Genomic DNA, 26623 nt, shown 5'->3' on the forward strand with positions numbered 1-26623 from the left:
TGACCTGTAGGGCTTGAAACAAGGCCTAATCTCTATTTTCTGTGAAAAGGGCCCACTCTTACTCTCTGTTAGGAAATTCATTCCGCCGTCGCCAATTGTCGTGTATAATTTTGCGCCTTAGTTTTGGCGTTATTTGAGTTGATGTCCGGCTAATGCCAAATAATCTGATAAAAAGTGAATCATGATATGAAGTTTATTGTAAAACCCCATCCAGAAATTTTTGTTAAAAGTGACTCGGTTCGTAAACGTTTCACTCGTACGTTGGAGCGTAACTTACGTAATATTATTCAACGTGAAACAGAATCTGTTGCGGTGTTAAACCGTCGTGATCACATTGAAGTTGCTGCCAATAGTGATGAATATTATGAGAAAGTGTTAGAGATTCTGACACACACACCTGGGATTCATCACTCATTAGAAGTGCTGCAGTCGGATTTTACCGATTTGCATAATATCTATGAACAAGCTTTAGAACAAAGCCGTGGCCTCATTGAAGGAAAAACCTTCGTGGTGCGTGTTAAGCGCCGTGGTAAACACGATTTTACCTCGATTGACGTTGAGCGTTATGTCGGTGGGGGCTTAAACCAAGCGGTTGAATCGGCACGAGTAAAACTGACTAACCCAGAAGTGACGGTGAACCTTGAGATTGCCAATGAAAAGCTTAACCAAGTTATTGCACGTCATAAAGGCTTAGGCGGTTTCCCTCTTGGCACACAAGAAGATGTTTTAAGTTTGATTTCTGGAGGTTTTGACTCTGGAGTATCAAGCTACTTACATATTAAACGTGGCTCTAAAACCCATTTTTGTTTCTTCAATCTTGGTGGCCCTGCACACGAAATTGGCGTGAAACAAGTTGCCCATTACTTGTGGAAGAAATACGGTTCATCCGCCAAAGTTAAGTTTATCGCGGTTGATTTTGAACCGGTTGTGGCGGAAATTTTAGAAAAAATCGATGACGGTCAAATGGGTGTTGTCTTGAAGCGTATGTTCATGCGAGCAGGCGGCATGGTTGCTGAAAAATTTGGCATCGAAGCATTAGTAACAGGTGAAGCACTCGGTCAGGTATCAAGTCAAACACTGACAAACCTACGTTTGATCGATAACGTAACTGATACCTTGATTTTGCGTCCGCTGATCAACTGGGATAAAGAAGACATCATTAATGTAGCGCGTGATATTGGTACTGAAGACTTTGCCAAAGTCATGCCAGAATATTGTGGTGTAATTTCGAAAAAACCGACAGTGAAAGCGGTGAAGAGCAAGCTTGAAAAAGAAGAACAAAACTTCAATTTTGAGCTTCTTGAGCAAGTGGTAGCGAATGCTCGCGTTATGGATATCCGTGCGATTGAAGCAGAAAGCCAAGAACAGGTGCCAGAAGTGGAACTTGTGGCCGAAATTGCAGACCAAGCCATTGTGTTAGATATTCGTAGCCCAGATGAAGAAGATATGAACCCGCTTGAGATTACAGGCGTGGAGATCAAGCATCTGCCGTTTTACAAACTTGCGACTCAATTTGGCGATCTAGACCAAACGAAACAGTACTTATTGTATTGTGAGCGTGGTGTGATGAGCCGTTTGCAAGCCTTATATCTTAAAGATTTAGGCTATCAAAATGTGAAGGTCTATCGTCCATAATCTCTTATCGTAATGACGGTGCTCACTGATTGAGCGCTTTTTATTACGTTGAGTCAACAGGATATACAAACGTCGGCTTAGGTCGGCGTTTTTTATATTTGGCTGTTTATAATGGAGGAAGCTAAAGAGGATGAATCGCAGAGATAAAAAAAGCACAGTTTAAATCGAAAGGATTTTAACTGTGCATAAATTTGAATAATTTTCAAATAATCAGGACAGAATGGTAATGAGGGAGTATCGCCATTTAGTCATAAAACTCAAAAGAGTTAATGCAAACACAACATTAGCATTAGTCAATCACAGATTTACAGGTTTGAGATAAATGCTGTAACTCATTAATGTGCTATGAAATATAGAGTTTTCATGGAAGATCGACAAGGGACAAATTATAATGGTTCGCATAAGAAAAAATAATGATTAGCTGTTTGTATTTTGGATTAGAAGCATTTTTGCACGTTTTTGGTTAATTAAAGGTTTGATTTATGGCTAGACGTTTACCGCCCTTAAATTCATTACGAGTTTTTGAAGCTGCAGCGCGTTATTTAAGTTTTACTCGAGCTGCCGAAGAATTGTTTGTGACTCAAGCTGCAGTCAGTCATCAAGTAAAAGCATTAGAAGAGTTTTTAGGAATTAAGCTTTTTCGTCGTCGTAACCGCTCGTTATTGTTAACAGAAGAAGGACAAAGCTACTTTTTAGACATTAAAGACATTTTTACCTCGATTTCAGATGCCACGGATAAAGTGTTAGAAAGGAGCGAAAAAGGGGCATTAACCATCAGTTTGACCCCCAGTTTTGCGATTCAATGGCTAGTACCAAGACTTGCGGATTTTAATCAGCAAGAGCCGGATATTGATGTTCGTATCAAAGCCGTGGATATGGATGAAGGTTTATTGTCTGATGATGTGGACGTGGCGATTTATTATGGACGTGGTAATTGGCCGGGAGTGCGCGCGGATAAGTTATACCTTGAATGTTTGATCCCCGTATGTTCACCTCAATTGCTGTTAGGCAGTAAGCCTTTGAATTGTTTAGCTGATATTAAACATCATACCTTATTGCATGACAGCTCTCGTAAGTATTGGAAGCAATTTACTAAAGAGCACCATTTGGAAGGAGTCAATGTGAATCATGGCCCTATTTTTAGTCACTCGACGATGGTGATACAAGGTGCGATGCATGGACAAGGGATTGCTCTGGTCAATAATGTCTTAGCGCAACCAGACCTCGATTCCGGTCGCTTGGTGCAGCCTTTTGATGAAGTGTTGATCAGCCAAAATGCGTTTTATGTGGTGTGTGATGCCAAACAAGCGGAGGTTGGACGAGTGGCGACTTTCCGTGATTGGATGCTGAGTAAAGCGGCCAGTGAACAAGATCAGTTGCTAGAGCATGAGCTACCAGCAGATGAATTAACTCCAGCTAAACCTGTAAAAAAGAATAAAAAATCCGATGGATAAGGAAGGCAACATGCAAGACTCCAGCATTATTATTGATGGCGATGAAAAAGCGCAAGTGACGGTATTGTTCGCCCATGGAGCAGGAGCCGGTATGGAGCATGAATTTATGCAAGATATCGCACAAAAGTTGGCAGGCTCTGGAATGCGAGTCGTTCGCTTTAATTTTCCTTATATGGTGAAACGAGCACAAGATGGCAAACGTCGTCCACCGGATCGAGCCCCGAAATTATTGGAAGATTTTGAACAAAAAATTGCGGCATTTTATCGCCAAGAAGGGAGCTTGTTTCTAGCTGGAAAATCGATGGGCGGTCGGATGGCCAGCCATTTGGCGGAGCATCCACAAGTTGCCGGCGTCATGTGTTTAGGTTTTCCTTTTCATCCACCGGGTAAACCAGACAATTTTAAAGGTGAGCATTTAGCATCATTAACGAAACCGACCTTGATCTTACAAGGTGAGCGCGACACGTTTGGTACTCAACAAGAATGCCAAGGGTTTTCATTGTCTGATGCTGTTGACCTGGTATTTATTCCCGATGGCGATCATGGTTTTAAACCCCGAGTTAAATCTGGGTTTACCGAGCAAGGTAATCGCCGTTTAGCGGTGGAGAGCATGGTCGAGTTCATCCGTACACATTCATAGTCATTTGGAGGTTATATGTCTATTGCACAATGTCGTGGACAAAAGTTATTAGCCGTGGCAGGTATTTCAGGGCTCATTGCGGTAGCGTTAGGAGCATTTGCAGCACACGGGTTGTCACATCGTTTGCCTGAATATTTATTATCGGTGTTTAAAACCGGTGTGCAATATCAAGCTTGGCATACTTTTGCTTTATTGGTTTGTGGAGTGATATTAATGATCACTGCTCCTCATTCCAAACAATCAGAGACGCAACAATATAGCGAAAAGGGGCGTAAAGGTCTGGTCTTTGCTGGCATTTGCTTTATGATCGGCATCCTTTGTTTCAGTGGTAGCCTGTATGCACTCGCTTTAACTGGAATTAAGTGGTTTGGCCCAATTACACCGCTAGGTGGTGTCTTTTTTATGTTGGGTTGGATTACATTTACCATCTCTGTTCTACGATTAAATAAGGTGACACAGTGAAACACGTCCTACTTTACTGCCGTTCTGGGTTTGAAAAAGAATGTGCGGGAGAAATCCAAGATAAAGCGAACAATTTAGAGATTTTTGGCTTTCCACGTGTCAAAAAGCAATCAGGATATGTCTTATTTGAGTGTTATCAACAAGGTGATGCCGACAAACTGATTAAGAAAATCGACTTCAAAGCGTTGATTTTTGCTCGTCAAATGATCGCAGTGACGGATGCACTGACTGATTTACCAAGTGATGATCGTATTTCTCCTATTTTGCATGCCATTGATGAGTTAGAGAAATTTCCGACTTGTGGTGATATTCGCGTTGAAACGCCAGATACCAACGAAGCGAAAGAGCTATTAAAATTTTGCCGCAAGTTTACGGTGCCATTGCGTAGCGCTTTGCGTGGTAAGGGCCATTTGTACGCAAAAGACAATGCTAAGAAACCAGTATTACACGTGTGCTTTGTCGCACCGGGGCATTGTTTTGTGGGTTACTCACTCACTCAAAATAACTCACAATTTTTTATGGGGATTCCTCGTTTAAAATTTCCAACCGATGCACCAAGTCGTTCAACCTTAAAATTGGAAGAAGCGTTTCACGTGTTTATTCCAAAAGAAGAGTGGGATACTCGTTTAGCACCGGGGATGTGGGCGGTAGATTTAGGAGCTTGCCCAGGAGGCTGGACTTATCAATTAGTCAAACGTTCGATGTTTGTGCACGCGGTCGATAACGGCACAATGGCACAAAGTTTGATGGATACCGGCCAAGTAAAATACCACGCGGTAGATGGCTTTAAATTTGAACCAATGAAGAAGAATGTCACTTGGTTAGTGTGTGACATGATTGAAAAACCTTCTCGTGTGGCGCAATTGATGGGTGAATGGTTAATTCGCGGTCTAGCGAAAGAAGCGATCTTTAACCTAAAACTGCCTATGAAAGGTCGTTATGACGAAGTATTGGAAGACATTGAAAACTTAAAGATCTTCTTTAAAGAAAATGAAGTGCCATTCAAACTGCAAGCAAAACATTTGTATCATGATCGTGAAGAAATTACCGTGCATGTACAGATTTTGAAAAATATTTCGCCGTATTAATAAGCGATCGCTGCGCTTCTAGGGCGCTTCGCTTAGCGTGGCTCGTATCTCGATGGTATGAGCCACTAATTTAAATTTATCTTTTATCTTTTATCTTTTATCTTTTATCTTTTTCGAGCTTCGAGCTTCGAGCTTCGAGCTTCGAGCTTCGAGCTTCGAGCTTCGAGCAGCGGTAGCGTCCTAGCTACGAGTCCCGTTAGTAAACCTTATATCCTGCAAATTAAATCCTAACTCCATATCCGTTTGAAGTGCCGCAATCCGTTTACAAGTGCGTGCGAGCTCAATATGCTCATCGAGTTTTTTACGGTATTTTGTCACTAAATCTTCGGCAGCATAGGCGCTTTCAATGTCGTGATATTGTTGCAAGATCTCTTTCGCTGCTTTAGGGCCGATCCCCGGGACTCCCGGCACTTTGCTTGAGCTTATCCCGACCAAGCCCCAATAATCGGCAAGTTGTTCAGGTTTCACGCCAAACTCTTGCTCAATAAATGGTGCATCTAACCACCGATGTTGAAAGTAATCGCGAATTTGTAGGTTGGGCGATAACAACTGGCAATAGCCTTTATCGGTTGAAATGATAGTGGCTTTTTCTCCCGCAGAGGCTACTTTATGGGCCAGTGTTGCGACAAGATCATCGGCTTCATCGCCATCTGATAATAAGGAATCAATACCGAGCTCCCACCACGCCGCTTGAATTTTTTCTAAGCCAGCGACTAATGGTTCTGGCATCGGTTTGCGGTCGGCTTTATAACTTGGTAGGACCTGCGCACGCCATCCTCGGTCTTGTAAGTGATGATCAAAAACCGCAATGATGTGAGTCGGCTGAGATTCATTGAGAATTTTATGCAAAGTACGGCTGGTGGTGTCGATAGTGCGATCTATATCGTTGGGATCGGGCTGGGCCGAGTGAACGCGACGAATGAGGTTGAGTGCATCAATGATCACCAAATGAATCGACATATTAATTCCTATTTACTCTATCGTTTTGCATAAAAAAGCCTCTGCCTGAGTCAGAACTCAAAGTAGAGGCTAGTGTAACAAATTTAATGTGCTGAATGACACTCTTGAACGCTGACAAGCTATGAGGGTGAGATAAGTTTGACTCGTTTAAGAACAAAATCCTCTCATTAAGGTCATTCCAAGAGCAGCATCATTTCAATAACATCATTATTCCAATAACAAAGAGAGCTAACGGGCAATACGATAACAAGGAGTGTATTCAGAACCCGGTAATTTCATGCGTTGTTGCTCAACAAAGTCATTGAGTAAGGTGTCCATTTTTTCCATCAAATTACGGTCGCCATCGATAATAAATGGGCCGTGTTTTTTGATTTCACGAATGCCTTCGGATTTAACGTTACCGGCCACAATGCCAGAGAAAGCTTTACGCAAGTTCGCGGCAAGTTTTTCTGGTGGTTGTTCTAAATGCAGATCTAATGCCGCCATTGACTGGTGCGTTGGTTCAAAAGGCGCTTGGAATTCAGCCGGAATGTGCAAAGACCAGTTGAAACTATAAGCATCGCCATGCGCTTTACGGTGCTCTTTTACTTTTGGCATGGCATCTTTTACGATGCGCGCTGCTTTAGCCGGATCACCGATAATAATTTGATAGTGTTTTTGCGCTGCAGGGCCAAGAGTATCGTGAATAAATTGATCCAAGGAGCGGAAGTAGGCTTCACTTTCTTTTGGCCCAGTTAAGACCAAAGGAAGAGGTTGGTCAGCATTATCTGGGTGCATTAAAATACCCAAAATATACAACAGCTCTTCGGCGGTGCCCGGGCCTCCAGGGAAGATAATAATGCCATGTCCCATACGCACAAACCCTTCAAGACGCTTTTCAATATCAGGCATGATGATCAGCTCGTTCACGATAGGATTAGGCGGCTCTGCGGCAATAATGGAAGGCTCAGTTAGGCCAATATAGCGTTGATTGGTATAACGCTGCTTTGCGTGACCGACAGCGGCACCTTTCATCGGGCCTTCCATTGCACCGGGGCCACAGCCAGTACAAATATTCATTTCACGCAGCCCTAATTCGTTACCTACTTCACGAGTGTATTGGTATTCAGTTGGGTTGATGGAGTGCCCCCCCCAGCAAACCACAAGGTTAGGTTCCATTCCGGTATGCAGCGCTTTCGCATTTCGTAAAATGCCAAACACTAAATTGGTGATCTGAGCCGAATCGGTTAAATGTAGGCGCTGGCTATCGGCAAGGTGAACATGCAAGAAGACGATATCGCGTAATACCGAAAACAAGTGCGCTTGAATCCCTTTGATCAAAGTGCCATCAACAAAGGCATGAGCGGGAGGATCAGTTAACTCAAGTTTGATGCCTCTTTCTCGCCTCATTACTTCAATTTCAAAGGATTGGTTCAGGCTTAATAATTGCTCAGAATCATCAGTATGACTGCCAGAATTTAATACAGCCAATGAACAGCTGCGATACAATTGATATAAGTCACTTGAAGCGGCTTTTTTGAGTTTATTGACTTCTAATTGAGAGAGTAAATCTAAACTGCCCATTGGGCTAATTTGTGTAATCATAGAATGCTCCTTTTCACCGATTAGTCGTTATGTTAGTTCGGTTAGGTGATTCCACATTACACAGGTTTGCGAAACTGCGCTACTGCTAGAGAGTAAAATTTCTCGCTAAGTTAACATGTTATACCAATCGTACTAATTATCTGCTCATGCTTGCTTGTTCTCACACCTTTTCATTAGGCAATTTCTGACCCTCTAATTAGTGTGATCGGTATTATTGCTTTTCTTTAACCCCGTTATCATTTCTTAAAATGGCTTTGGCTAACTCATCATGTTGGCCAGAGGTATGGATTTTGACTAAGCCTTGCTCGACAGCTTGTTCGAAAGTCTGGCGAATTTTATTACTTGCAAAGCTTGCCGCTGGAGCGTTTTCGATTGCCGACAAAGAAACCCAGCATTGCTCCTCATTAGGGTAACGGTCATGAATTTTTCTCGCCAGATAAATGGCCATAAATAAAATATCTATCAGATCTTTATCATTAATCGCAGTATAGGCTCGCGGCAAGAAGGGATACTCAGCCAGCCCCATTTTGAAATGTTTGTCCATATTGGCGCAGTGCTCAAAACCATCAATCCATGTTTGTATTTTATTGAAAAAATACTCAGCAACGTTTTCTTCATTCACTTGAGGCGCAATGTACAAAAACAGGCCATCAGAAAAATGATACAAACGAGCGGGTTTAGTGATTAAGGTTCTCATGTAATCGCCAAACTGTTTTTCTATATGTAAGCCAACTTGATAGCCTTGTTTTAAATAGATATTACGTAAAAAAGGTAAATCAAACATCACGAAATTTAACCGGTCACTCAGAGGTTCATTAATCAGCTCGCCTAAGCGCCATTGCTCAAACAACACATTACTTTTTTCTAATGATTTCGGTAGCTTAGTGTTTAGTAGCTTCAGGTTTTGTAATCCTGATCTTGGATGAGTGTATAAATCGATAGTTTGAGTTTCGAGTTCTTCACGAATTTTTTGATTGAGGTGGCCGCGATAAAGCGCGATCAACAATAAAATGAAGGCGATAAACAAAGTGATAATGGTGGCACGTTGGTACTTATTGTAGGCTTCATTGAGAATGAGTAGTTTTTCCTCTAACCCATTGTAATGAAGGGATTTTTCTATGATGTCTTTTTGTTGACGAAACACATCTTCATTGACCGCATTAAATTGCTCTTGTTGGTTTTGCCAAATGTGTAAGTACTGCTCTTTAGCATGCAGCGCTTGTTGGTATTGTTTCTTTTGTTCGTAGGCCGCTGATTGCAACTGATACGCTTGCATTTGCAATAGTTTGTTTTGCAAATTAATGGCGATACTTAAGGCCGCTTCGCTACTGGATAACGCTTGCTCGGCATTGTGTTTGGACAAAGAAAGGGCGGCTTTAAGTAGGAGGATTTCTGATTTTAAACGTTGATGTTTGGTATTAGCCGCCAGTTTTTCAGCCTGATCTAGGTAGATTTGAGCATGGGTAAAATCAAAGAGCTTTAAATAAGTGTTGGCAATATTGATATGTAATTGAATGATATAAAACTTATCGGAGCGGTTAGGTTCATTGTCTAATACATTCAAATAATTGACTAAAGCCAAGTTATATTTGCCTTGGTTATAATAAGTGTCCGCCATGAGTTTTACGGTGGCAGCTAAAGCGCTCGAGGTTGGGTAATTATCGTAAAAATCGGCGGCTTCCGTGGCGTGTTCAATGGCTTTATCAAACACATGACGAGAGTAAAATAGTTCCGATAACAACAGGTTGGTTCTTGCCAATTCAATGCTGTCACTTTCTTTGATAGCAAGCCAGTAGGTAGTCAGTAACTCTGTTAATGAATCATCGTACTCATCTTGATTTAAGTAATATTGACCTAGACGTAAATGGTAATCGATGGTTAAAGAGGTTGATGGCTCACTATTTAGAGACTGAAGAGCCTGTTGAAATGCCGCTTTGGTACGCACTTTATCGCCAGTGCTAGCATGGATTTCAGCTCGCAACATGTAAATTTGGTAAAGCGTTTCTTGCTGCCAACTTTTATTGGTCGCTTCTTTTTCGACTTGTTCGGCCAAATCATCAATCAAAGGTGTGATTTGATGAGGGTCTTTATGGGCACGCCATAACAGTTCGATATGGATAAACTTACTGCTTAAAAGCGGCTGTATAATATTATATTGCTGGGCCAAGATTTCAGCTTGTTGGATGGCAGAAAAAGCATCTTGCGGGGCATGCAGTTCAAAATAAGAACACGCCATAATTTGTAGCGCTTCTACCGACGAAGATGGCGTTCGGATGGTATTCTCACTGCCTTCTCTTGAGATGGTGTAGTCTTGGCTCTTAGTCGATACCAGTTTTCTTTTACTCATAAATTGCTGAGTGATACTGAGTGATTGCTCTGGGTTGATGGTCAGTAATTTATGCGCTTCGTTTAAGATAGGAGAAAGGTAGACCTTAGCTTGAATAGCTGAGCTGAACATCAGTATGAAAGCGATACAGAGCCAAAAGGTCTTTTTCATGGGAGTATTATCTCTATCTAAAGCGGGAAAGTTATTATTCTAACATGAGTGAAGTCAGCTGCGCAGTCACAGCTCACTTCATTTCAGCTCAGCTCATTGGTCGGTGAGTTATTGACGCGCCATTCGAGCCATTTGTTGTGGACGCAAAGCGTGATTAGAACGGAATGGGTTAATATCTAACCCCCCACGTCGGGTATAACGAGCATAGACGCTGAGCTTGTCTGGTTGACAATATTTCATAATGTCACAGAAAATACGTTCCACACATTGTTCATGAAATTCGTTGTGCTCACGGAACGACACTAAGTAGCGCAACAAGGCTTCTTGGTCGATGGGTTTACCTGAATATTCAATTTCAACACTGCCCCAATCGGGTTGATTGGTGATCAAGCAATTTGATTTTAGTAAATGGCTGTGTAAGCACTCCGTTACCATACCGTCATGAGTGGCACCGTCAAGATAAGCGTCATTAAATTGATAACTATCTATCTCAATATCTTGGTGATCAATACATTGTCCTTGCATGGTCACAATCGGTTGTTGGGTGTAATCGTCAAGAGGGCGTAATACGACTTCGACGTTTTCTCCGGCGCATTGAGATAAATCACGAGCGATGGTTTCTTGAACTTGCTGCCAATGCTCAAAGCGGGTTTGATTAAAACTGTTGAGATACAATTTAAATGATTTGGATTCAATTAAGTTAGGGCTAGTGACGGGCAAAATCACATCGCCAATTGCAACTTGTGGTAGCCCTTTAGTGTTTAACCAAGATAATTCATACAAAGTCCAAATATCACCACCAGAAAACGGCAAGGACGCATTATCGGCAAGGCCAAGATCATTGCGGTTTAAACTGCGTGGAACCGGTTGAAGTAGAGTTGGATCATAATCGTGACGATATTCGGTGGCTTGACCTAATGTTAATCCTTGCAATTCTTTGGCATTAGCATATTTTGTCTGCGTTGAATGGGACATAGCGTAATCTCGTTAAAATACTTTCTAAAAAATGCGCAAATAGTACTGAATCCAATCGTTACTGTCATCATGGAGTCTTCAATGAATCACAATATCGCCCAAGCATTGGCTGTTTTAACTTCTGAATTTGTCGATAAGTGGCAGCAGGCTTATCACAGTTTGCCACTGGCTAATGAAATGGAAGGATTACCATCCCCTTGTGTGCAACCTACTTCGGATCAGCATAACATCGAATGGCTGCCTCAAGAACGCGATGACGTGGCAGATTTTAGCGCATTAGAGCGTGGGATCGAATTATTGATCCATCCCGATATTAAAGCCTTTTATGGCTCTCAATACAGTGCCGATCTTACGGCATCTTGGCAAGGCAAACCATTTACCTTGTTACAAGTATGGAGTGATGAGGATTTTATTCGCTTACAAGAAAATATTTTAGGTCATTTAGTGACGCAGCGTCGTCTTAAATTAAAACCCACTGTTTTTATTGGTACTACGGATGCTGAACTTGATGTGATTTCGATCTGCAATATCAGTGGTGAGGTGATTTTGGAGCGTTTAGGAACCAATAAACGTGACGTGTTATGTTCGAATGTTGAACAATTTTTATTACAGTGCCAAGCCGAAGTGTAGTTGGAGTTTTACGTGTACGTTGTTGAGTTACGATTTGAGTGTTTTGATAATACCACCATTGCCGCCGTTGAAAAATCGATTAACGGATTGTTAGATGCTTTGCGTTATAACGGGCAAATTTTAGGTCGAGAGTTTCCGATTATTATTGGTGAAGGTGAGTTTCGTGCTCGATTAATTTGCCCAGAAGCCGATAGCTTGCATGCAGATTATCATTCCGATTATGTCAAAGTGTGTTTGCAGAGACTGACCGAAGCGAAAGTGCTTGCGCCCAAAGTGAAGGTCTTAGGGCAAGATCTCAACTCAGAGCAAACGGTCGCATTTGATGAGGCGGAAAAACCAAGCTGGCAAGTGCTTTATACCACTTATGTGCATTCTTGCTCTCCATTACGATGTGGCGATACCTTCCGGCCGATCCCGCTTTATCATAATCCACCCACCTTAAATGGCGATCATAAATCGATTGTGAAATGGCAAACAGAGTGGCAAGCCTGCGATGAAATTCAAATGGCAGGTGCTTGCCAAGCCGAACATGCCGCCCTGCGAGAAATCGCTCAAGTGGACAGTGACCTGTTTCGTCGTGGTTGGGACTTACGTGGACGCTTAGAGTTCATGACCAAGATCCCGACGTATTACTATTTGTATCGAGTAGGAGGGCAGAGTTTACAAGCTGAACAACAACGACCATGCCCACGCTGCGGTGGGGAATGGAAGTTGGCGGAACCCCTGCATGACATTTTTCATTTCAAATGTGATGAATGCCGAATTGTGTCGAATTTGTCGTGGGATTTTTTAAAATAGTGGCTAGTGGCTAGTGGCTAGTTATTAGGGACGAGTAACCTAGTTGCCTCTTCTGGCTAAAATTCGATCCAAATGATTTGCAAATTCACGTTTATCGGTTTGCGATAAAGGCGCTGGGCCACCACTTTGTAGGCCGCTAGAGCGCATAGTATCCATAAAATCACGGATGTTTAAACGTGCTTTTATGGTGTCTTTAGTATAAAGCTCGCCACGTGAGCTGAGCGCTTGGCCACCTTTGGTGATCACTTCATCGGCCAGTGGAATGTCTGAGGTGATCACCAGATCCCCGCTTTCCACACGGCGCACAATTTCATTATCAGCAATATCAAAACCACTTTCGACTTGCACACTATGAATATTATTACGTTTCGGCACCGGGACTAAGTGATTGGCAATGAAGGTGGTTGTGATGCCGGTGCGTTCAGCCGCGCGACAAATGGTTTCACGGATGGTCTTTGGACAGGCATCGGCATCAACCCAAATTTTCATATTATTTCCTTTCTAATTGTTCTAAACGTGCGGTTAAGGCTTGAACTTGCGCTTCGAGTTGAGCGATTCGTTCTTCGACAGAGTGTGCCGTTTGTGGGACGGCAACTTCGACCTTAGGCACGTTATTGGAGGTTTTCCATGATTTTAATGTGGTAATAATTGCTGGCATGGGAACCGGAATGGATAATCGGGCTTTGATCAGTGCGACAGTGGGTTCTTTACCTTCAGCACTGATTGAGGTTAAAACGCGGTGTAGCTCTTCGGTGACATTCTGAGTTTGCATGGGATCATCCTTTAAAAATCGTTATCCACTAGGCGATAAGGTGGCAGCATAAACTTCGCCGCTTTGAAACCGATCATGATCATTCGCCCTTGATAATAATCATCGCCGCGGGCTGAAAATTCAAATTGATAGAGTGAGTGAAAACACAGGCGTCCATCGGGTAAGCGAAATTGATAACGCAACAAGGAAACAGACAGTACTTGTAGATCTAATTGATCACAATGACGTTTAATGGCGTGATGTGCGATCTCCGATTGTCTGCGTTGTTGCCAAAACAGAAACGCGATCAAAACCACTAAAAGGATCATCAATAGGTCCGTTATCATTGTTACATGCTCTTTGTTGTCGGTTAACGTGCTTTGGTTTGTTGTTGCAAAGCATATAGCGCATTGGCCAGTTCTGGACTTGGAGTATGGCTTAATAGTGGTAAAAAAGTAAAACGCAGTTCGGGGATCATGACTAAATCGGCAAATAATTGATTGAACAAGGTTTGGTTGTTGGTTTGTGCCAAGCGTAATAAGAATTTACCGGCGCGAGCTTCGGTATTTAATTGGGCCCAACAACGACCAGCTATGGCGATTAATATTTCACTATGACTTAATTCAGCTTGCGCGAAAATGCTTTCTAATAATGGTTGTAAATAGTCCGAATGAGCCCCAGAAAGTGCGCGAACATAAGCTGAAATTAAAAAAAGATCCGGCTGTGATGCTTGGCATTCTTGCTGAGCTAGCTCAAATAAGCGTTGCGCCAGTTTATTGGGCAAGGAGACATGTTCTAAAGCACCGAGTAGCGCATACAAGGCCGGTTGAGTAGTGGTCGCTGTCAGGTGGGGGAGGGCTTTACGAATGAGTACGCCATTTTGTTCACTATCTAAGCGACTGACCATATCAGTGATGCCTTGTAGCCCGACGGTTTGCCAGTTATTCCAACCTAATTGGCCACTAAAGTAATGTTGAGCATGCTCATAATATTGGCTGGTTGGCAGTGACAGCTCGGCGCGAATCAGGCTATGAAATAGCGCCATTTTGTCGTCATTTGGCTTGAACGTGTAAGGATTATTGGCAAGGTGCTGTTGTTGCTCTTCGCTTAACTCTTGGCTTAGGTGTGCTCCCATGGCTTCAGTGACGTATTTTAAGAAATTGCCAATGTCGGTTTGATTGAGCAGCCCTCGTTCATCCAATGGGAATTTTAAGAACCAAATCCACGGCTGTTGACTATGATTCCAATAGGTGACGGCTAAATGCGCATAGCGTTGCAAAGGATAAGGGTAGGGCTTTTCACCCCGCTCAACCTGTTTGAATTCTTTATTATCAATCGATTGAATACGTCTTCCTAAGTCGAAAATTTTATATTGGCACTGACTTTGTTCGAGTAATTGGCTTAGGTTGCAAATTGCATTCATAGAATATTCCAAGTTCATTCAAGCAGGTAAAATTAAGTAGCAATGATAAATTAGATCGCCGTGATTGGATATCAAATGGTATCTTATGCGGCAAATATCAAGGGAGATATCATAAAATGAGTGATTACACTGCATTATTAGATGTGATTGAACAGCTTGAAGATCAATTGATTCAATTATCATTGTGGGAGTCGATACCCCCGAGTGAAGCGGCGCTACAAAGTACACAACCTTTTGCGGTTGATACGCTCGAACCGACACAGTGGTTGCAATGGATCTTTATTCCTAAAATGCGTGAATTGATCCAATCTGAATCGCAAGTGCCGATTGGTTTTGAGATCAGTCCTTATTTTGAAGAATCGATGGCGAGTCATCCTCACTTAGAGACGATCCTCTCCATTTTGCAACAACTAGATGAAACGGTACGATGAGCACAACAGAATTTAACCACACCAATGAGCCAATCCACAATATCGGTGAGCAGACCGACACTGGTAAACAGATAGACACAGGTAAACAGATAGAGCGCGGTGAACAGACAACCTCTGACAAGGCGCAGCTAGAAACGATAGCTCTAGAAAAAATAGCCCCAGAGCCGGTTGAATTAGAGATTATTTATCGTGACGATTATTTTGTTGCGGTGAATAAGCCTGCGGGTATGTTGGTGCACCGTTCATGGTTAGATCGACATGAAACACAATTTGTTATGCAAACCTTGCGCGATCAAATTGGTCAGCACGTTTTTCCCTTACATCGCTTAGACCGCCCTACGTCAGGGGTGCTGCTGTTTGCCTTATCCAGTGATATTGCCTCGAAAACCGCGCCAATGTTTGCAGAACATCAGTTTGTGAAAACCTATCATGCGATCGTTCGAGGTTGGATTGAAACGGGAGAGCGTTTAGATTATCCGTTGAAAAAAGAGCAAGATAAAATCGCGGATAAATTTGCCTCAAAAGAGGTGGAAGCCCAGTCTGCGATTACGGATTATCAACCGTTAGCGAAAGTGGAAGTCCCCCATTCTACAGGTCGTTTTCCAACAAGCCGTTTTTGTTTGGTTGAAATGCAGCCATTAACCGGGCGTAAACATCAACTACGTCGTCATATGGCGCACCTACGTCACCCCATCATTGGAGATACTTCACACGGTGATGGCAAGCAAAATCGTCTTTTTCGAGAAGTGTATCAGGCGCAACGTTTAATGTTGCATGCCAGTCAATTGGAATTTAATCACCCATTTACACAAGCGCCGGTAGTTATAAAGGCTGGGCTTGATGAGGTGTGGCTAAAGCTTGTTGAAGAGTTTGGTTGGAGTGGTTGTTTCGGCTAGCGAGTGCGTGTTGCTCGGAAGACACGGGGGCGAGTTACGGGTACGCTGCGCTCGGGAGCCGAACAGCGGTTTCGTAACTTGAATCTAGCCATTTCACTTTTCGTTTTTTAGCAAGAATGGCTTAAGCTTGTATGTGCTGTAATTTAAAGCCGTCATCCTGAAAAGCGACGTAGGAGCGCGGTTCAGGATCTCCGACAGCCATTGGAGTTTCAAAAGGTTGTAGGATATTTTGTATCTTCTTCGCTTAGGCCTATGTACGGAATAACGTCATTCGAGTTACGGGTACGCTGCGCTTGGGAGCCGAACAGCGGTTTCGTGACTTGAATCTAGCCATTTCACTTTTCGTTTTTTAGCAAGAATGGCTTAAGCTTGTATGTGTTGTAATTTAAAGCCGTCATCCTGAAAAGCGACGTAGGAGCGCGGTTCAGGATCTCCGACAGCCATTGGAGTTTCAAAAGGTTGTAGGATATTTTGTATCTTCTTCGCTTAGGCCTATGTACGGAATAACGTCATTCGAGTTACGGGTACGCTACGCTCGGGAGCCGAAAAGAACGCTTGACACCAGTAAAGCAGCACTCAAAAATTCTCGGCTCTCGGCTCTCGGCTCTCGGCTCTCGGCTCTCGGCTCTCGGCTCTCGGCTCTCGGCTCTCGGCTCTCGGCTCTCGGCTCTCGGCTCTCGGCTCTCGGCTCTCGGCTCTCGGCTCTCGGCTCTCGGCTCTCGGCTCTCGGCTCTCGGCTCTCGGCTCTCGGCTCTCGGCTCTCGGCTCTCGGCTCTCGGCTCTCGGCTCTCGGCTCTCGGCTCTCGGCTCTCGGCTCTTATTTCAGCTTTTCTAAATCCGCTTCAATTTCAGCAATCTTGCCAGCGACGACTCTTTCTAAATGGCGTAAATCGCTTAGGATTTTATGTTTAACATCAGCAGGGCTTAACTCTTTATGTTGAGTAATTTGATTTAGCTCTGTCATGACTTGAGTTAGGCTTGGGCTGATCTCGGTGGTTTCTTTGTACTGACCAGATTGATTATTGATGCGAATATTTTTACGTTGTCTTGGGTACTTAAACTTGAGGCTCTTGGCAAACAATTCCCCTTTTTGTTTATGAAAGTAAATTTTCAAAACATCAACTTGGGCTTCTTGGCGCAAGGTGTAACGTGAAATGAGGGAAGTATCGGGAATACCAAGCTGGGTTAAATTTGGATGCATAAATTATAAACCTCTCAATCGAAAAATGATCACAGCGAAACAGCAAACTGCCTCTCATCAAGTATAGCGACAGTTTTGTTGTCCATAACAAAAACACCCTTAATGTGGTGATAAGGCTTGAATGGCCTCGGCTAATTCCAGCTTTAAGCTTTCTTCAACTTCAGGTTCAAGGCGTCCGCCGCTGGGTGAGGTTAGAATGAATAAATCTTCAGCACGTTCGCCAATGGTAGTGATTTTAGCACCATGTAAATTCACTCCTTGGTTAGCAAATACTTGGCCGATAGTGGCCAGTAACCCAGGAGTATCCAGTGCGACCAGCTCCATGAGGCTGCGTTTTCCTGTCCGAGTCGGAATAAAATCAACGCGTGTTTTGACATGAAAATGCTTGAGTTTATTTGGAATGCGGCGTGAACGGGTATTGGCCGAAATGGTGTTATTTAACACATTAGTCAAATATTGTTGGATTTGTTCATGGCGCATGTCATCAATGGGTTCGCCATTTTGGTCCAGTACCATGAAGGTATCGAGTGCATAACCATCTTTACTAGTCATAATTTGCGCATCGTGAATACTCAGATTACGTCGGTCTAATTCGGCGGCCATGGTGGCAAATAAGCTGGCTTTATCTTTGGCGTAAATAAAGACTTCGGTTCCGCCTCGGGTGGCATTTTTACTGATTAACACTAAAGGTTGATCGATTGGATGGGTAAGTAGGTGCTCACTATGCCAAGCGATTTGTTTTGGGGTATGACGCAGAAAATAATCGGCTTTAAAGCGTTGCCATAATACTTCGATCTCACGAGGAGTGAAGTTCTCTTTGCGGAGCATTGCAGAAGCCATGTGTTGGTTGTGACGAATTTTGTCACGTAAATCGACCGGGTTTTCTAGGCCACGGCGTAAGGCTCGTTGCGTGGAATAAAAGAGCTCGGCTAATAAGGTTCGTTTCCAGCTATTCCATAATTCTGGGTTGGTGGCACAAATATCTGCAACCGTTAAGCAAACTAGATTCTCGAGGTACTCTTCATCGCGGACCTTTTTAGCAAACTCGGTAATGACATCGGGATCATAAATATCACGGCGTTGTGCTGTTACCGACATCAGCAGGTGATTTTGCACCAGCCAAGAAACCAGCTTGGCTTCCGGTTTGGATAAGTTGTGTTCGATGCAAAAATCATACGCTTCGACCGCTCCTATTTCAGAGTGATCGCCGCCTCGACCTTTACCAATATCATGGAAAATAGCAGCAAGTATCAATAAGTTCTTTTTTTGAATGCGAGGATAAACTTCGCAACAAATGGGGTGGCGCTCATGGTTATCAATATTACTGAAAATATGTATGTGTTCGAGCACTCGCATGCTGTGCTCATCGACGGTATAAACATGGAACAAATCAAATTGCATCTGTCCTACGATTTGACTCCATTGTGGCAAGTAAGCTGCTAATACTCCCAGTTTATGCATTAAACCAAAGGCTTTATGTAATGAGTTGGGGTGATTGACTAACGCCATAAATTTTTCACGTGCGGCTGGGATGGTATGCAAAAAGCGATTTAAGCGACGTCTTGCGGTACGTAATTGGCGTAACGTGGCAGGGCTGACGCCATCGATGGTCGAGTCATTGGCAATATGCAAAAACATATCTAAGATGGTTTCAGGGCGCGCTTGAAATAACGCAGGTTTTCTCGCTTCAATTAACGAGCCACGACGCTGAAAATCATCGGAAATGATTTTGGCTTCCTGTAATTGCCCTTTGTTGATAATGGCTTGATCAAACAGTTTGAGTAACATTTTATTGAGCTCAGCGACGCGACGTAGAGTGCGGTAAAACTCTTTCATCATCATTTCGATAGGGCGGTTACCTTCCCCAACGAACCCGAGATTTTCTGCCACTTTGGCTTGATAGTTGAAGGTCAGTCGATTGTCGTAGCGCTTGAGCTCGATGTGTAAGGCAAAACGCACACGCCACAAAAAGTTTTGGCATTCCAACAGTTCTCGATATTCAGCATCGGTTAAAAAGCCCGCATAGCTCATTTCTCGAAGTGAGGTTGCGCCAAAGTGACGGCGGGCCACCCAACTTAAGGTGTGAATATCACGTAAACCGCCTGGGCTGGATTTAATGTCGGGTTCTAAGTTGTAGGTAGTGTCATGATAGCGAGCATGACGCTCACGTTGTTCTTCTAACTTAGCATTATAAAATACATCGCTTGGCCAAAATTTTTGATCGGTTATGCGAGTAATCAGTTCATCATAAGTGGTTTCGCAGCCACATAAAAAACGAGCTTCTTGCAAGTTTGTCGCAACGGTGAGGTCGTCTTTCCCAACTTGTATGCATTCTTTTAATGTACGGACACTTTGGCCTACTTCTAAATGTAAATCCCATAGCAGAGTAATAAATTCGCTGATCTTTTTGTTGACGTCATCAGGGATTTTTCGTTGTGAGAGAATGAGAATATCAATATCTGAGAGGGGATGCAGCTCAGAGCGTCCATAACCGCCGACGGCAATCAGGCTTAAAGATGCGACTTGGTTAAACCCGAAGGATTCCCATAAACGGCTGAGCATTGTATCCATATAAGCTGAGCGTTCATAGACAAGGTCTTGGACGGGTTGTTTTTGATTGAGAAACGCGTCTTTTTGATATTCCGAAAACAGTTCAAGTTGGCTTTTAAGCGCCATTGATGACAACGGTTGATCCTCGAGAGAAACGGGGGATTGAAACGACATAGATGCAGTCCTTGCAACAGATAACACTGGTTTAGATAGTACCTGTTCAAGAGTTTAAAAACCAATAAAAAAGCCTTTATCTTTGGAGGATAAAGGCTTTATTGTCGAGCTTCGAGCTTCGAGCTTCGAGCTTCGAGCTTCGAGCTTCGAGCTTCGGGTATTAGTTATTGTTCATTAAACGAGGAATGGACTCCTCTGCACGCAGAGTAAGAACTTCACAACCATTTTTAGTGACTAAAATGGTGTGCTCGTATTGAGCTGAGTTCTTACCGTCACCGGTGTAAACAGTCCAATCGTCTTGTGCATCAACAGTCACGCCAAATTTTCCAGCGTTGATCATCGGCTCAATGGTGAAGATCATACCTTCTTTCATCACACGACGGTCGGTGTTTTTGTAATGCACCACTTGTGGCTCAGAGTGGAATTCATCACTGATACCATGACCACAAAAATCGCGAACAATTGAAAACTTATTACGAGGGTTCTTCTTGTTGTTGTCTTTAATGTACTTTTCAATGGCACTACCAATGTCACCAATAGTGGCACCTGGTTTCACTTTGCGCATACCGACATACAATGCTTCTTGAGTAACCATACATAAGCGCTTATCGGCAGGTGCAACATCACCCACTAAAAACATTTTAGAGGTATCACCGTAATAGCCTTCTGGACGAACGCTTAAATCAGCATCAGGATCATTAGGAATGATCACTGTGATGTCTAGGTTGACAATATCGCCATTTTTTAACACAGCAGGTTTAAGTTGGCCGTTACTGCCCACTTCATCTTGACTGGCAGGAATGCCATGACAAACGATATGGTTGATCGAAGTACAAATCGATTTTGGATAGCCGTGATAATCGAGTGGAGCAGAGTAAGCCCCTCTTTCTAAAGCATAATCATGGCAAATTTGGTTAAGTTCTTCGGTTGTTACCCCTTCTTTAATGTGGGGTTCAATCATCTCTAAGACGCTCGCTGCAAGCTTACAGGCGGCGCGCATTTTTTCTATTTCTTCGGCGGTGTTGATTTTAATCGACATAATGTGTATCCGTTTTTTCTGTTACGTCTAGTGTATTGACAGTGAGTCTTAATCGCAATTGAAATCCGTTTTTGAGCGCATAAATCTGGTTTTTAGACGGAATTAACTGGTCATTGAGATAAATTGTCATGCTAAATACAACGGTTTTTCTGGTGTTTTTAGTTACTTTTGTGGTATAAAGCGCACCGAAAATCGCAACTACTTTCTTCATTATTCGACGAGGTAGTGTGGCTTTCACATACTTATTTCTTAAATCACACACATTCCGACACGTGATCCGGGGTGCTCTTTTAGGCTAATTGATAGCCAAAGAGTCGGTATCATGGGGGATGTGGAGGCCTAACCCCATATAGAGGATTATATAATGGCAACTGTATCAATGCGCGATATGCTTAAAGCTGGTGTTCACTTCGGTCACCAAACTCGTTACTGGAACCCAAAAATGAAGCCATTCATCTTTGGCGCTCGTAACAAAGTTCATATCATCAACTTAGAAAAAACAGTTCCTATGTTCAACGAAGCACTAGCTGAGCTAGGCAAAATCGGTGAGCGTAAAGGTAAAGTACTTTTCGTAGGTACTAAGCGTGCTGCTTCTGAATCAGTAAAAGAAGCTGCAATCAACAGCAACCAGTTCTACGTAAACAACCGCTGGTTAGGCGGTATGTTGACTAACTACAAAACAGTTCGTCAATCAATCAAGCGTCTTAAAGAATTTGAAGCACAAGCTCAAGATGGCACTTTTGAAAAACTAACTAAGAAAGAAGCTCTAATGCGTACTCGTGAAATGGAGAAGCTAGAGAAATCTCTTGGTGGTATCAAAAACATGGGTGGCCTACCTGACGCTCTATTCGTAATCGATGCTGATCACGAACACATCGCTGTTAAAGAAGCTAACAACCTAGGTATCCCAGTATTTGCTGTTGTTGATACAAACTCTGACCCAGATGGCGTAGATTTCGTTATCCCTGGTAACGACGATGCAATCCGTGCGGTACAACTATACCTAAACGCTGCAGCACAAGCTGTAACTGAAGGTCGTAACAAAGACGTAGCTGAAGTTGCTGATAAAGACGGTTTCGTAGAAGAAGCTTAATATCGTAGCTCCTAGTCACTCAGTCTTGCTGTCATCATTGAGTAGTGAGACTGAGCTATCGTTACTAATAGGGGCCATGCTTTAAATTAGGCTGGCCCCTGTTTTTTACCCTTTTTGGAATCAACAGAGGATTAAACCATGGCAACCGTAACTGCTGCCCTAGTTAAAGAACTGCGTGAGCGTACTGGCGCAGGCATGATGGAATGTAAAAAAGCGCTTGTTGAAGCAAACGCTGACATCGAACTAGCAATTGAAAACATGCGTAAATCTGGTGCTGCTAAAGCTGCTAAAAAAGCAGGTAACGTAGCCGCTGAAGGCGCAATCATCATTCAAGAAGAAAACGGTTCAGCTGTTCTTCTAGAAGTTAACTGCCAAACTGACTTCGTTGCTAAAGACTCTAACTTCACTTCATTTGCTAACGAAGTTGCAGCTGCAGCTCTAGCATCTAAAGCGACAGTTGAAGAACTACAAGCACAATTTGAAGACGTTCGCGTAGCTCTAGTTGCTAAAATTGGTGAAAACATCAATATCCGTCGCGTTCAATACGTTGAAGGTGCTGCACTAGCTTCTTACCGTCACGGTGAGAAAATTGGTGTTGTTGTAGCGGGTGAAGGCGATGCTGAAACTCTAAAACACGTTGCAATGCACGTTGCTGCTTCTCGTCCAGAATACGTAACTCCAGCTGACGTACCAGCTGATGTTGTTGCTAAAGAGCGTGAAGTTCAAGTTGAAATTGCAATGAACGAAGGCAAGCCAAAAGAAATCGCTGAGAAAATGGTTGAAGGTCGCATGAAGAAATTCACTGGCGAAGTATCTTTAACTGGTCAAGCGTTCATCATGGAGCCTAAGAAATCTGTTGGCGAAATGCTGAAAGAAAAAGGCGCTTCTGTTTCTACATTCGTTCGTCTAGAAGTAGGCGAAGGTATCGAGAAGAAAGAAGAAATGAGCTTCGCTGAAGAAGTTGCTGCAGCACAAAAAGGCTAATCCCTATTTGAGCTGTTAGTCTTAAAAGACCGTGGCTGTGCTGCGGTCTTTTTGTGAGGAAAAGTCCCTAGGTTTCTAGTCCCTAGTTTCTAGGAAAAGCGTTCTATTAATACGTTATATTTAGCTAAATAAATTAAAATGTTAATTGTTATAAATGAGTACGGTAATTCATGCCTCTAGGTACTAGGTACTAGGTACTAGGTACTAGGTACTAGGTACTAGGTACTAGGTACTAGGTACTCTAACCTATTCATTTATAACCGTTAATCAACCATACATTGAAAGGTAAACTCCATGACTACGAATCCTAAGCCAGCATATCAACGTATTTTGCTCAAACTAAGTGGTGAAGCTCTACAAGGTGAAGAAGGTTTTGGTATCGATCCAACGATATTGGACCGTATGGCACAAGAAGTGAAAGAACTTGTTGAGCTAGGCGTGCAAGTTGGTGTTGTGATCGGTGGTGGTAACTTATTCCGTGGTGCTGGCCTTGCAGAAGCGGGCATGAACCGTGTGGTTGGTGATCACATGGGTATGCTTGCGACCGTTATGAATGGCTTAGCAATGCGTGATGCGCTGCATCGTGCTTACGTTAATGCTCGTGTAATGTCTGCCATTCAGTTAAAAGGTGTGTGTGACGATTACAATTGGGCTGATGCCATTAGTCAATTACGTCAAGGCCGTGTAGTCATTTTCTCTGCCGGTACGGGTAACCCATTCTTTACGACTGATTCAGCCGCTTGTCTTCGTGGTATTGAAATTGAAGCAGATGTTGTATTAAAAGCGACCAAAGTGGATGGTGTTTATACAGCTGATCCAGTTGCTAACCCAGACGCGGTTTTGTGTGATAAACTGAGTTACAACAGTGTCCTTGAAAAAGAATTAAAAGTGATGGACTTAGCCGCCTTTACTTTGGCTCGTGACCACAAAATGCCGATTCGTGTATTCAATATGAATAAACCAGGTGCATTACGCCGTGTGGTAATGGGTGAGCAAGAAGGCACACTAATCAGCGACTTGTCTGAATAAATAACTTATATCGCGAGAGTGAAAATGACTTTCACTCTTTCGCAACATGACAAATAACAAGGTGATATCGTGATTAACGAAATTAAACAAGACGCTCAACAGCGCATGGCAAAGAGTGTTGAAGCTCTTAAAAATAACCTTTCAAAAATCCGTACAGGACGTGCGCACCCAAGTATTCTACAAAACATCTCTGTAGAGTATTACGGAGCACCAACGCCATTAAACCAAGTGGCTAACATCATTGCTGAAGATGCACGTACATTAGCTATTACTGTTTTTGATAAAGAGCTGACTCCTGCAGTTGAAAAAGCCATTATGAAATCAGACTTAGGTTTAAACCCAATGTCTGCCGGTACGGTTATTCGTGTTCCACTTCCACCGTTAACCGAAGAGCGTCGTAAAGACCTAGTTAAAATCGTACGCAGCGAAGCTGAAGGCGGTCGAGTTGCGATTCGTAACATTCGTCGTGATGCTAATGCCGATTTTAAAGCGCTATTAAAAGATAAAGAAATCTCTGAAGATGAAGATCGTAAAGCGCAAGATGAAATTCAAAAAATCACTGATGCTGCTATCAAAAATGTTGATGAGCTACTTGCAGTGAAAGAAAAAGAACTGATGGAAGTGTAATCTACCTCATTTGTTGCTAGAGGCGCTGTGCGATGCAGTATGGCGCCTTTTTTATGCAGCCCCGCCTACAAGTATGAATAAAATAATGTCTGACTTTCAATTCTCACCGGATTTATTGCCTCAACATATTGCCGTCATTATGGATGGAAATGGTCGCTGGGCAAAACGCCAAGGTAAACCTCGCATTTATGGTCACCGACAAGCGGTCAAAGCCGTACGTGAAACGATTGCCACTGCCAGTCGCTTGAGAATCAAAGCCATTACTTTATTTGCATTTAGTAGTGAAAATTGGAAACGCCCAGAAGAAGAAGTTCGTGTATTAATGGACTTGTTCATGACGGTGCTGACTCGTGAAGTCAAAAAATTACATAAAAATAATCTCCGTTTGCAGATTATTGGTGATAAAACTCGCTTTAGTGAAGGGTTACAGAAAAAAATTGCCGCTGCTGAAGAGTTAACCCAGCATAATACCGGGACAGTGATTAATATCGCGGCAAACTATGGTGGTAAATGGGATATTACCGAAGCGGTTAAATCCATTGCGAACAATGTGGCGGCGGGTCAATTACATCCCGATGAGATTTCAGAATCGATGATTTCTCAGCATCTATCTATGTCGGAGCTGCCAGATGTGGATCTCATGATCCGTACCAGTGGTGAACGACGCATCAGCAACTTTATGCTTTGGCAAATGGCGTACGCAGAATTGTATTTTACGGACCTTTGTTGGCCTGAATTTAATGAGCAAGCGTTACTCGAGGCGATATCTTGGTTTATCAATCGCGAAAGACGCTTTGGCTGCACCAGTGAGCAATTACAAGCGTTGATGATAAAAGAATAAAGGACGAAAGTTTGAAACAAAGAATAATTACAGCCCTAATTTTAGCTCCTCTTGTTTTATGGGGAGTGTTTGAGCTTTCAATTCCCTTCTTTATTGTGGCCTTGACCGCAGTTGCTTTGATTGGTTTTTGGGAGTGGACACAGTTTGTCGAGCCTAAATCCCGTGTGCTTAGCTTAATCCCTTCTTTGATGGTCGTCGCTGCGAGTTTTGTGGCCCTTCCTTTTGATACTGCCAGTTTGTCACAAGTCACAGAGTCTCATGTTTGGGTGTTGATCGCCGGCTCCGTGTGGTGGGTTATCGCCAGTGGTTTAGCCTTAACCTATCCTAAAAGTATGGTGCTTTGGCAAGATAAAAAATGGTTACGCCATAGCTTTGGTATGCTCTCACTCATTCCTTTTATCTGGAGCGTCTTTTTGCTGCGTGCAGAAGATTACGCCTCTTTGCCATATCATGGCGCTAAACTGGTTATGTTTGTTTGTTTATTAGTTTGGGCGGCCGATACTGGTGCTTACTTCTCGGGGAAAACCTTTGGTAAACATAAAATGGCCCCTAACGTGAGCCCAAATAAAACTTTAGAAGGATTATTTGGTGGTGTAGTGTTAGCCATGGTTGTTGGTTGGTTTGCTTCATCATTATTGTCTATTCACTTTAGCAGTATACCTGTGATGCTCTTTACGACCTTTGTTACGGTGGTGATTTCAGTATTAGGTGATTTAGTTGAGAGTATGCTAAAGCGTGTCTCCAATATAAAAGACAGCAGTAATATTATTCCTGGGCACGGTGGTGTGTTGGACCGTATTGATAGCTTAATGGCTGCATTTCCTGTTTTTGCCTTGTTGTACTTTCTCTTTCAGTAGCAGT

Annotated in this window: 26 protein-coding genes; 15 read left to right on the top strand and 11 right to left on the bottom strand. The window is 43.0% G+C overall.

Annotated elements, in window-relative coordinates:
- Positions 1-186 precede the first annotated feature (186 nt).
- The 5 genes from thiI to rlmM all read left to right on the top strand — a co-directional run bounded on the left by thiI (position 187) and on the right by rlmM (position 5279).
- A complete protein-coding gene (gene thiI / locus VCA1004_RS03420) occupies positions 187-1635 on the top strand; it encodes a tRNA uracil 4-sulfurtransferase ThiI (RefSeq protein ID WP_086982550.1) in 1449 nt (482 codons plus the stop codon).
- A 482-nt stretch (positions 1636-2117) separates the two neighbouring features.
- Positions 2118-3089 carry a transcriptional regulator GcvA gene (locus VCA1004_RS03425; RefSeq protein WP_232012618.1) on the top strand — a complete coding sequence of 324 codons (972 nt, stop codon included), beginning with the start codon at positions 2118-2120 and terminating at the stop codon, positions 3087-3089.
- Positions 3090-3099: 10 nt separating this feature from the next.
- Positions 3100-3729: an alpha/beta family hydrolase gene (locus tag VCA1004_RS03430; protein ID WP_086982552.1), complete on the top strand. Its 630-nt coding sequence runs from the start codon at positions 3100-3102 to the stop codon at positions 3727-3729.
- A 15-nt stretch (positions 3730-3744) separates the two neighbouring features.
- The gene (locus VCA1004_RS03435; RefSeq protein ID WP_086982554.1) at positions 3745-4191 is read left to right on the top strand and encodes a DUF423 domain-containing protein; all 447 of its coding nucleotides are present in this window, start codon (positions 3745-3747) and stop codon (positions 4189-4191) included.
- A complete protein-coding gene (rlmM, locus tag VCA1004_RS03440) occupies positions 4188-5279 on the top strand; it encodes a 23S rRNA (cytidine(2498)-2'-O)-methyltransferase RlmM (protein WP_086982556.1) in 1092 nt (363 codons plus the stop codon). Before VCA1004_RS03435 ends, rlmM begins: the two co-directional genes overlap by 4 nt.
- Positions 5280-5459: 180 nt before the next feature.
- Here the strand turns inward: rlmM and xni are convergent, their stop codons facing one another.
- From xni to queF, 4 genes are all read right to left on the bottom strand, one after another.
- Positions 5460-6239 carry a flap endonuclease Xni gene (xni, locus tag VCA1004_RS03445; RefSeq protein WP_086982558.1) on the bottom strand — a complete coding sequence of 260 codons (780 nt, stop codon included), beginning with the start codon at positions 6237-6239 and terminating at the stop codon, positions 5460-5462.
- Positions 6240-6467: 228 nt separating this feature from the next.
- Positions 6468-7823, bottom strand: coding sequence for a nucleotide 5'-monophosphate nucleosidase PpnN (ppnN, locus tag VCA1004_RS03450; protein WP_086982560.1), 1356 nt, complete (start codon positions 7821-7823; stop codon positions 6468-6470).
- A 211-nt stretch (positions 7824-8034) separates the two neighbouring features.
- Positions 8035-10320, bottom strand: a complete 2286-nt coding sequence (locus tag VCA1004_RS03455; RefSeq protein ID WP_086982561.1) for a tetratricopeptide repeat protein — start codon at positions 10318-10320, stop codon at positions 8035-8037.
- Positions 10321-10428: 108 nt separating this feature from the next.
- Positions 10429-11295, bottom strand: coding sequence for an NADPH-dependent 7-cyano-7-deazaguanine reductase QueF (queF, locus tag VCA1004_RS03460; protein WP_086982562.1), 867 nt, complete (start codon positions 11293-11295; stop codon positions 10429-10431).
- A gap of 81 nt (positions 11296-11376) precedes the next feature.
- Here queF and syd point away from each other — a divergent pair, with 81 nt between their 5' ends.
- Together syd and VCA1004_RS03470 are read left to right on the top strand one after the other, a co-directional pair.
- Positions 11377-11925, top strand: a complete 549-nt coding sequence (syd, locus tag VCA1004_RS03465) for a SecY-interacting protein (RefSeq protein ID WP_086982564.1) — start codon at positions 11377-11379, stop codon at positions 11923-11925.
- A 12-nt stretch (positions 11926-11937) separates the two neighbouring features.
- Entirely contained in the window at positions 11938-12723 is a 786-nt protein-coding gene (locus VCA1004_RS03470) for a Zn-ribbon-containing protein (protein ID WP_086982566.1), read from the top strand.
- Positions 12724-12762: 39 nt separating this feature from the next.
- Here the strand turns inward: VCA1004_RS03470 and VCA1004_RS03475 are convergent, their stop codons facing one another.
- Genes VCA1004_RS03475 through VCA1004_RS03490 form a run of 4 tightly spaced genes read right to left on the bottom strand, consistent with a single transcriptional unit; the run spans position 12763 to position 14897 of the window.
- On the bottom strand, positions 12763-13212 hold the full coding sequence (locus VCA1004_RS03475; protein WP_086982568.1) for a YaiI/YqxD family protein: 450 nt from the start codon (positions 13210-13212) through the stop codon (positions 12763-12765).
- Between the two features lies 1 nt (position 13213).
- A complete protein-coding gene (locus tag VCA1004_RS03480; RefSeq protein ID WP_086982570.1) occupies positions 13214-13495 on the bottom strand; it encodes a hypothetical protein in 282 nt (93 codons plus the stop codon).
- An 11-nt stretch (positions 13496-13506) separates the two neighbouring features.
- Complete coding sequence (locus VCA1004_RS03485; protein ID WP_086982572.1) at positions 13507-13821, bottom strand: DUF3301 domain-containing protein; 315 nt, start codon at positions 13819-13821, stop codon at positions 13507-13509.
- Between the two features lie 23 nt (positions 13822-13844).
- Positions 13845-14897 (bottom strand): DUF3549 family protein, encoded by a 1053-nt coding sequence (locus VCA1004_RS03490; RefSeq protein ID WP_086982574.1) that lies wholly within the window; start codon positions 14895-14897, stop codon positions 13845-13847.
- A gap of 116 nt (positions 14898-15013) precedes the next feature.
- On the opposite strand from VCA1004_RS03490, the gene VCA1004_RS03495 reads away from it, so the two are divergent.
- Positions 15014-15328, top strand: coding sequence for a YqcC family protein (locus VCA1004_RS03495; RefSeq protein ID WP_086982576.1), 315 nt, complete (start codon positions 15014-15016; stop codon positions 15326-15328).
- Positions 15325-16224: a tRNA pseudouridine(65) synthase TruC gene (gene truC / locus VCA1004_RS03500; protein WP_086982578.1), complete on the top strand. Its 900-nt coding sequence runs from the start codon at positions 15325-15327 to the stop codon at positions 16222-16224. Before VCA1004_RS03495 ends, truC begins: the two co-directional genes overlap by 4 nt.
- An 817-nt stretch (positions 16225-17041) precedes the next feature.
- Here truC and VCA1004_RS03505 read toward each other — a convergent pair.
- The 3 genes from VCA1004_RS03505 to map all read right to left on the bottom strand — a co-directional run bounded on the left by VCA1004_RS03505 (position 17042) and on the right by map (position 21188).
- On the bottom strand, positions 17042-17425 hold the full coding sequence (locus VCA1004_RS03505) for a DUF3461 family protein (protein WP_086982580.1): 384 nt from the start codon (positions 17423-17425) through the stop codon (positions 17042-17044).
- Positions 17426-17524: 99 nt separating this feature from the next.
- Positions 17525-20149, bottom strand: a complete 2625-nt coding sequence (gene glnD / locus VCA1004_RS03510; RefSeq protein ID WP_086982581.1) for a bifunctional uridylyltransferase/uridylyl-removing protein GlnD — start codon at positions 20147-20149, stop codon at positions 17525-17527.
- Positions 20150-20309: 160 nt separating this feature from the next.
- Positions 20310-21188 carry a type I methionyl aminopeptidase gene (gene map, locus VCA1004_RS03515; RefSeq protein ID WP_086982583.1) on the bottom strand — a complete coding sequence of 293 codons (879 nt, stop codon included), beginning with the start codon at positions 21186-21188 and terminating at the stop codon, positions 20310-20312.
- Positions 21189-21552: 364 nt separating this feature from the next.
- Between map and rpsB the strand changes: the two genes are divergently transcribed.
- The 6 genes from rpsB (at position 21553) to VCA1004_RS03545 (ending at position 26619) form a co-directional block, all read left to right on the top strand.
- Entirely contained in the window at positions 21553-22281 is a 729-nt protein-coding gene (gene rpsB / locus VCA1004_RS03520) for a 30S ribosomal protein S2 (protein WP_086982587.1), read from the top strand.
- Between the two features lie 138 nt (positions 22282-22419).
- A complete protein-coding gene (tsf, locus tag VCA1004_RS03525; protein WP_086982589.1) occupies positions 22420-23265 on the top strand; it encodes a translation elongation factor Ts in 846 nt (281 codons plus the stop codon).
- Between the two features lie 294 nt (positions 23266-23559).
- Positions 23560-24294, top strand: coding sequence for a UMP kinase (pyrH, locus tag VCA1004_RS03530; RefSeq protein WP_086982591.1), 735 nt, complete (start codon positions 23560-23562; stop codon positions 24292-24294).
- Positions 24295-24363: 69 nt separating this feature from the next.
- Positions 24364-24921: a ribosome recycling factor gene (gene frr, locus VCA1004_RS03535; protein WP_086982593.1), complete on the top strand. Its 558-nt coding sequence runs from the start codon at positions 24364-24366 to the stop codon at positions 24919-24921.
- A gap of 85 nt (positions 24922-25006) precedes the next feature.
- On the top strand, positions 25007-25762 hold the full coding sequence (locus VCA1004_RS03540) for an isoprenyl transferase (RefSeq protein WP_086982595.1): 756 nt from the start codon (positions 25007-25009) through the stop codon (positions 25760-25762).
- A gap of 11 nt (positions 25763-25773) precedes the next feature.
- Positions 25774-26619, top strand: coding sequence for a phosphatidate cytidylyltransferase (locus tag VCA1004_RS03545; RefSeq protein ID WP_086982597.1), 846 nt, complete (start codon positions 25774-25776; stop codon positions 26617-26619).
- Positions 26620-26623 lie beyond the last annotated feature (4 nt).

Origin of the sequence: Vibrio aphrogenes (assembly GCF_002157735.2) — a bacterium.
Classification (GTDB): Bacteria; Pseudomonadota; Gammaproteobacteria; order Enterobacterales; family Vibrionaceae; genus Vibrio; species Vibrio aphrogenes.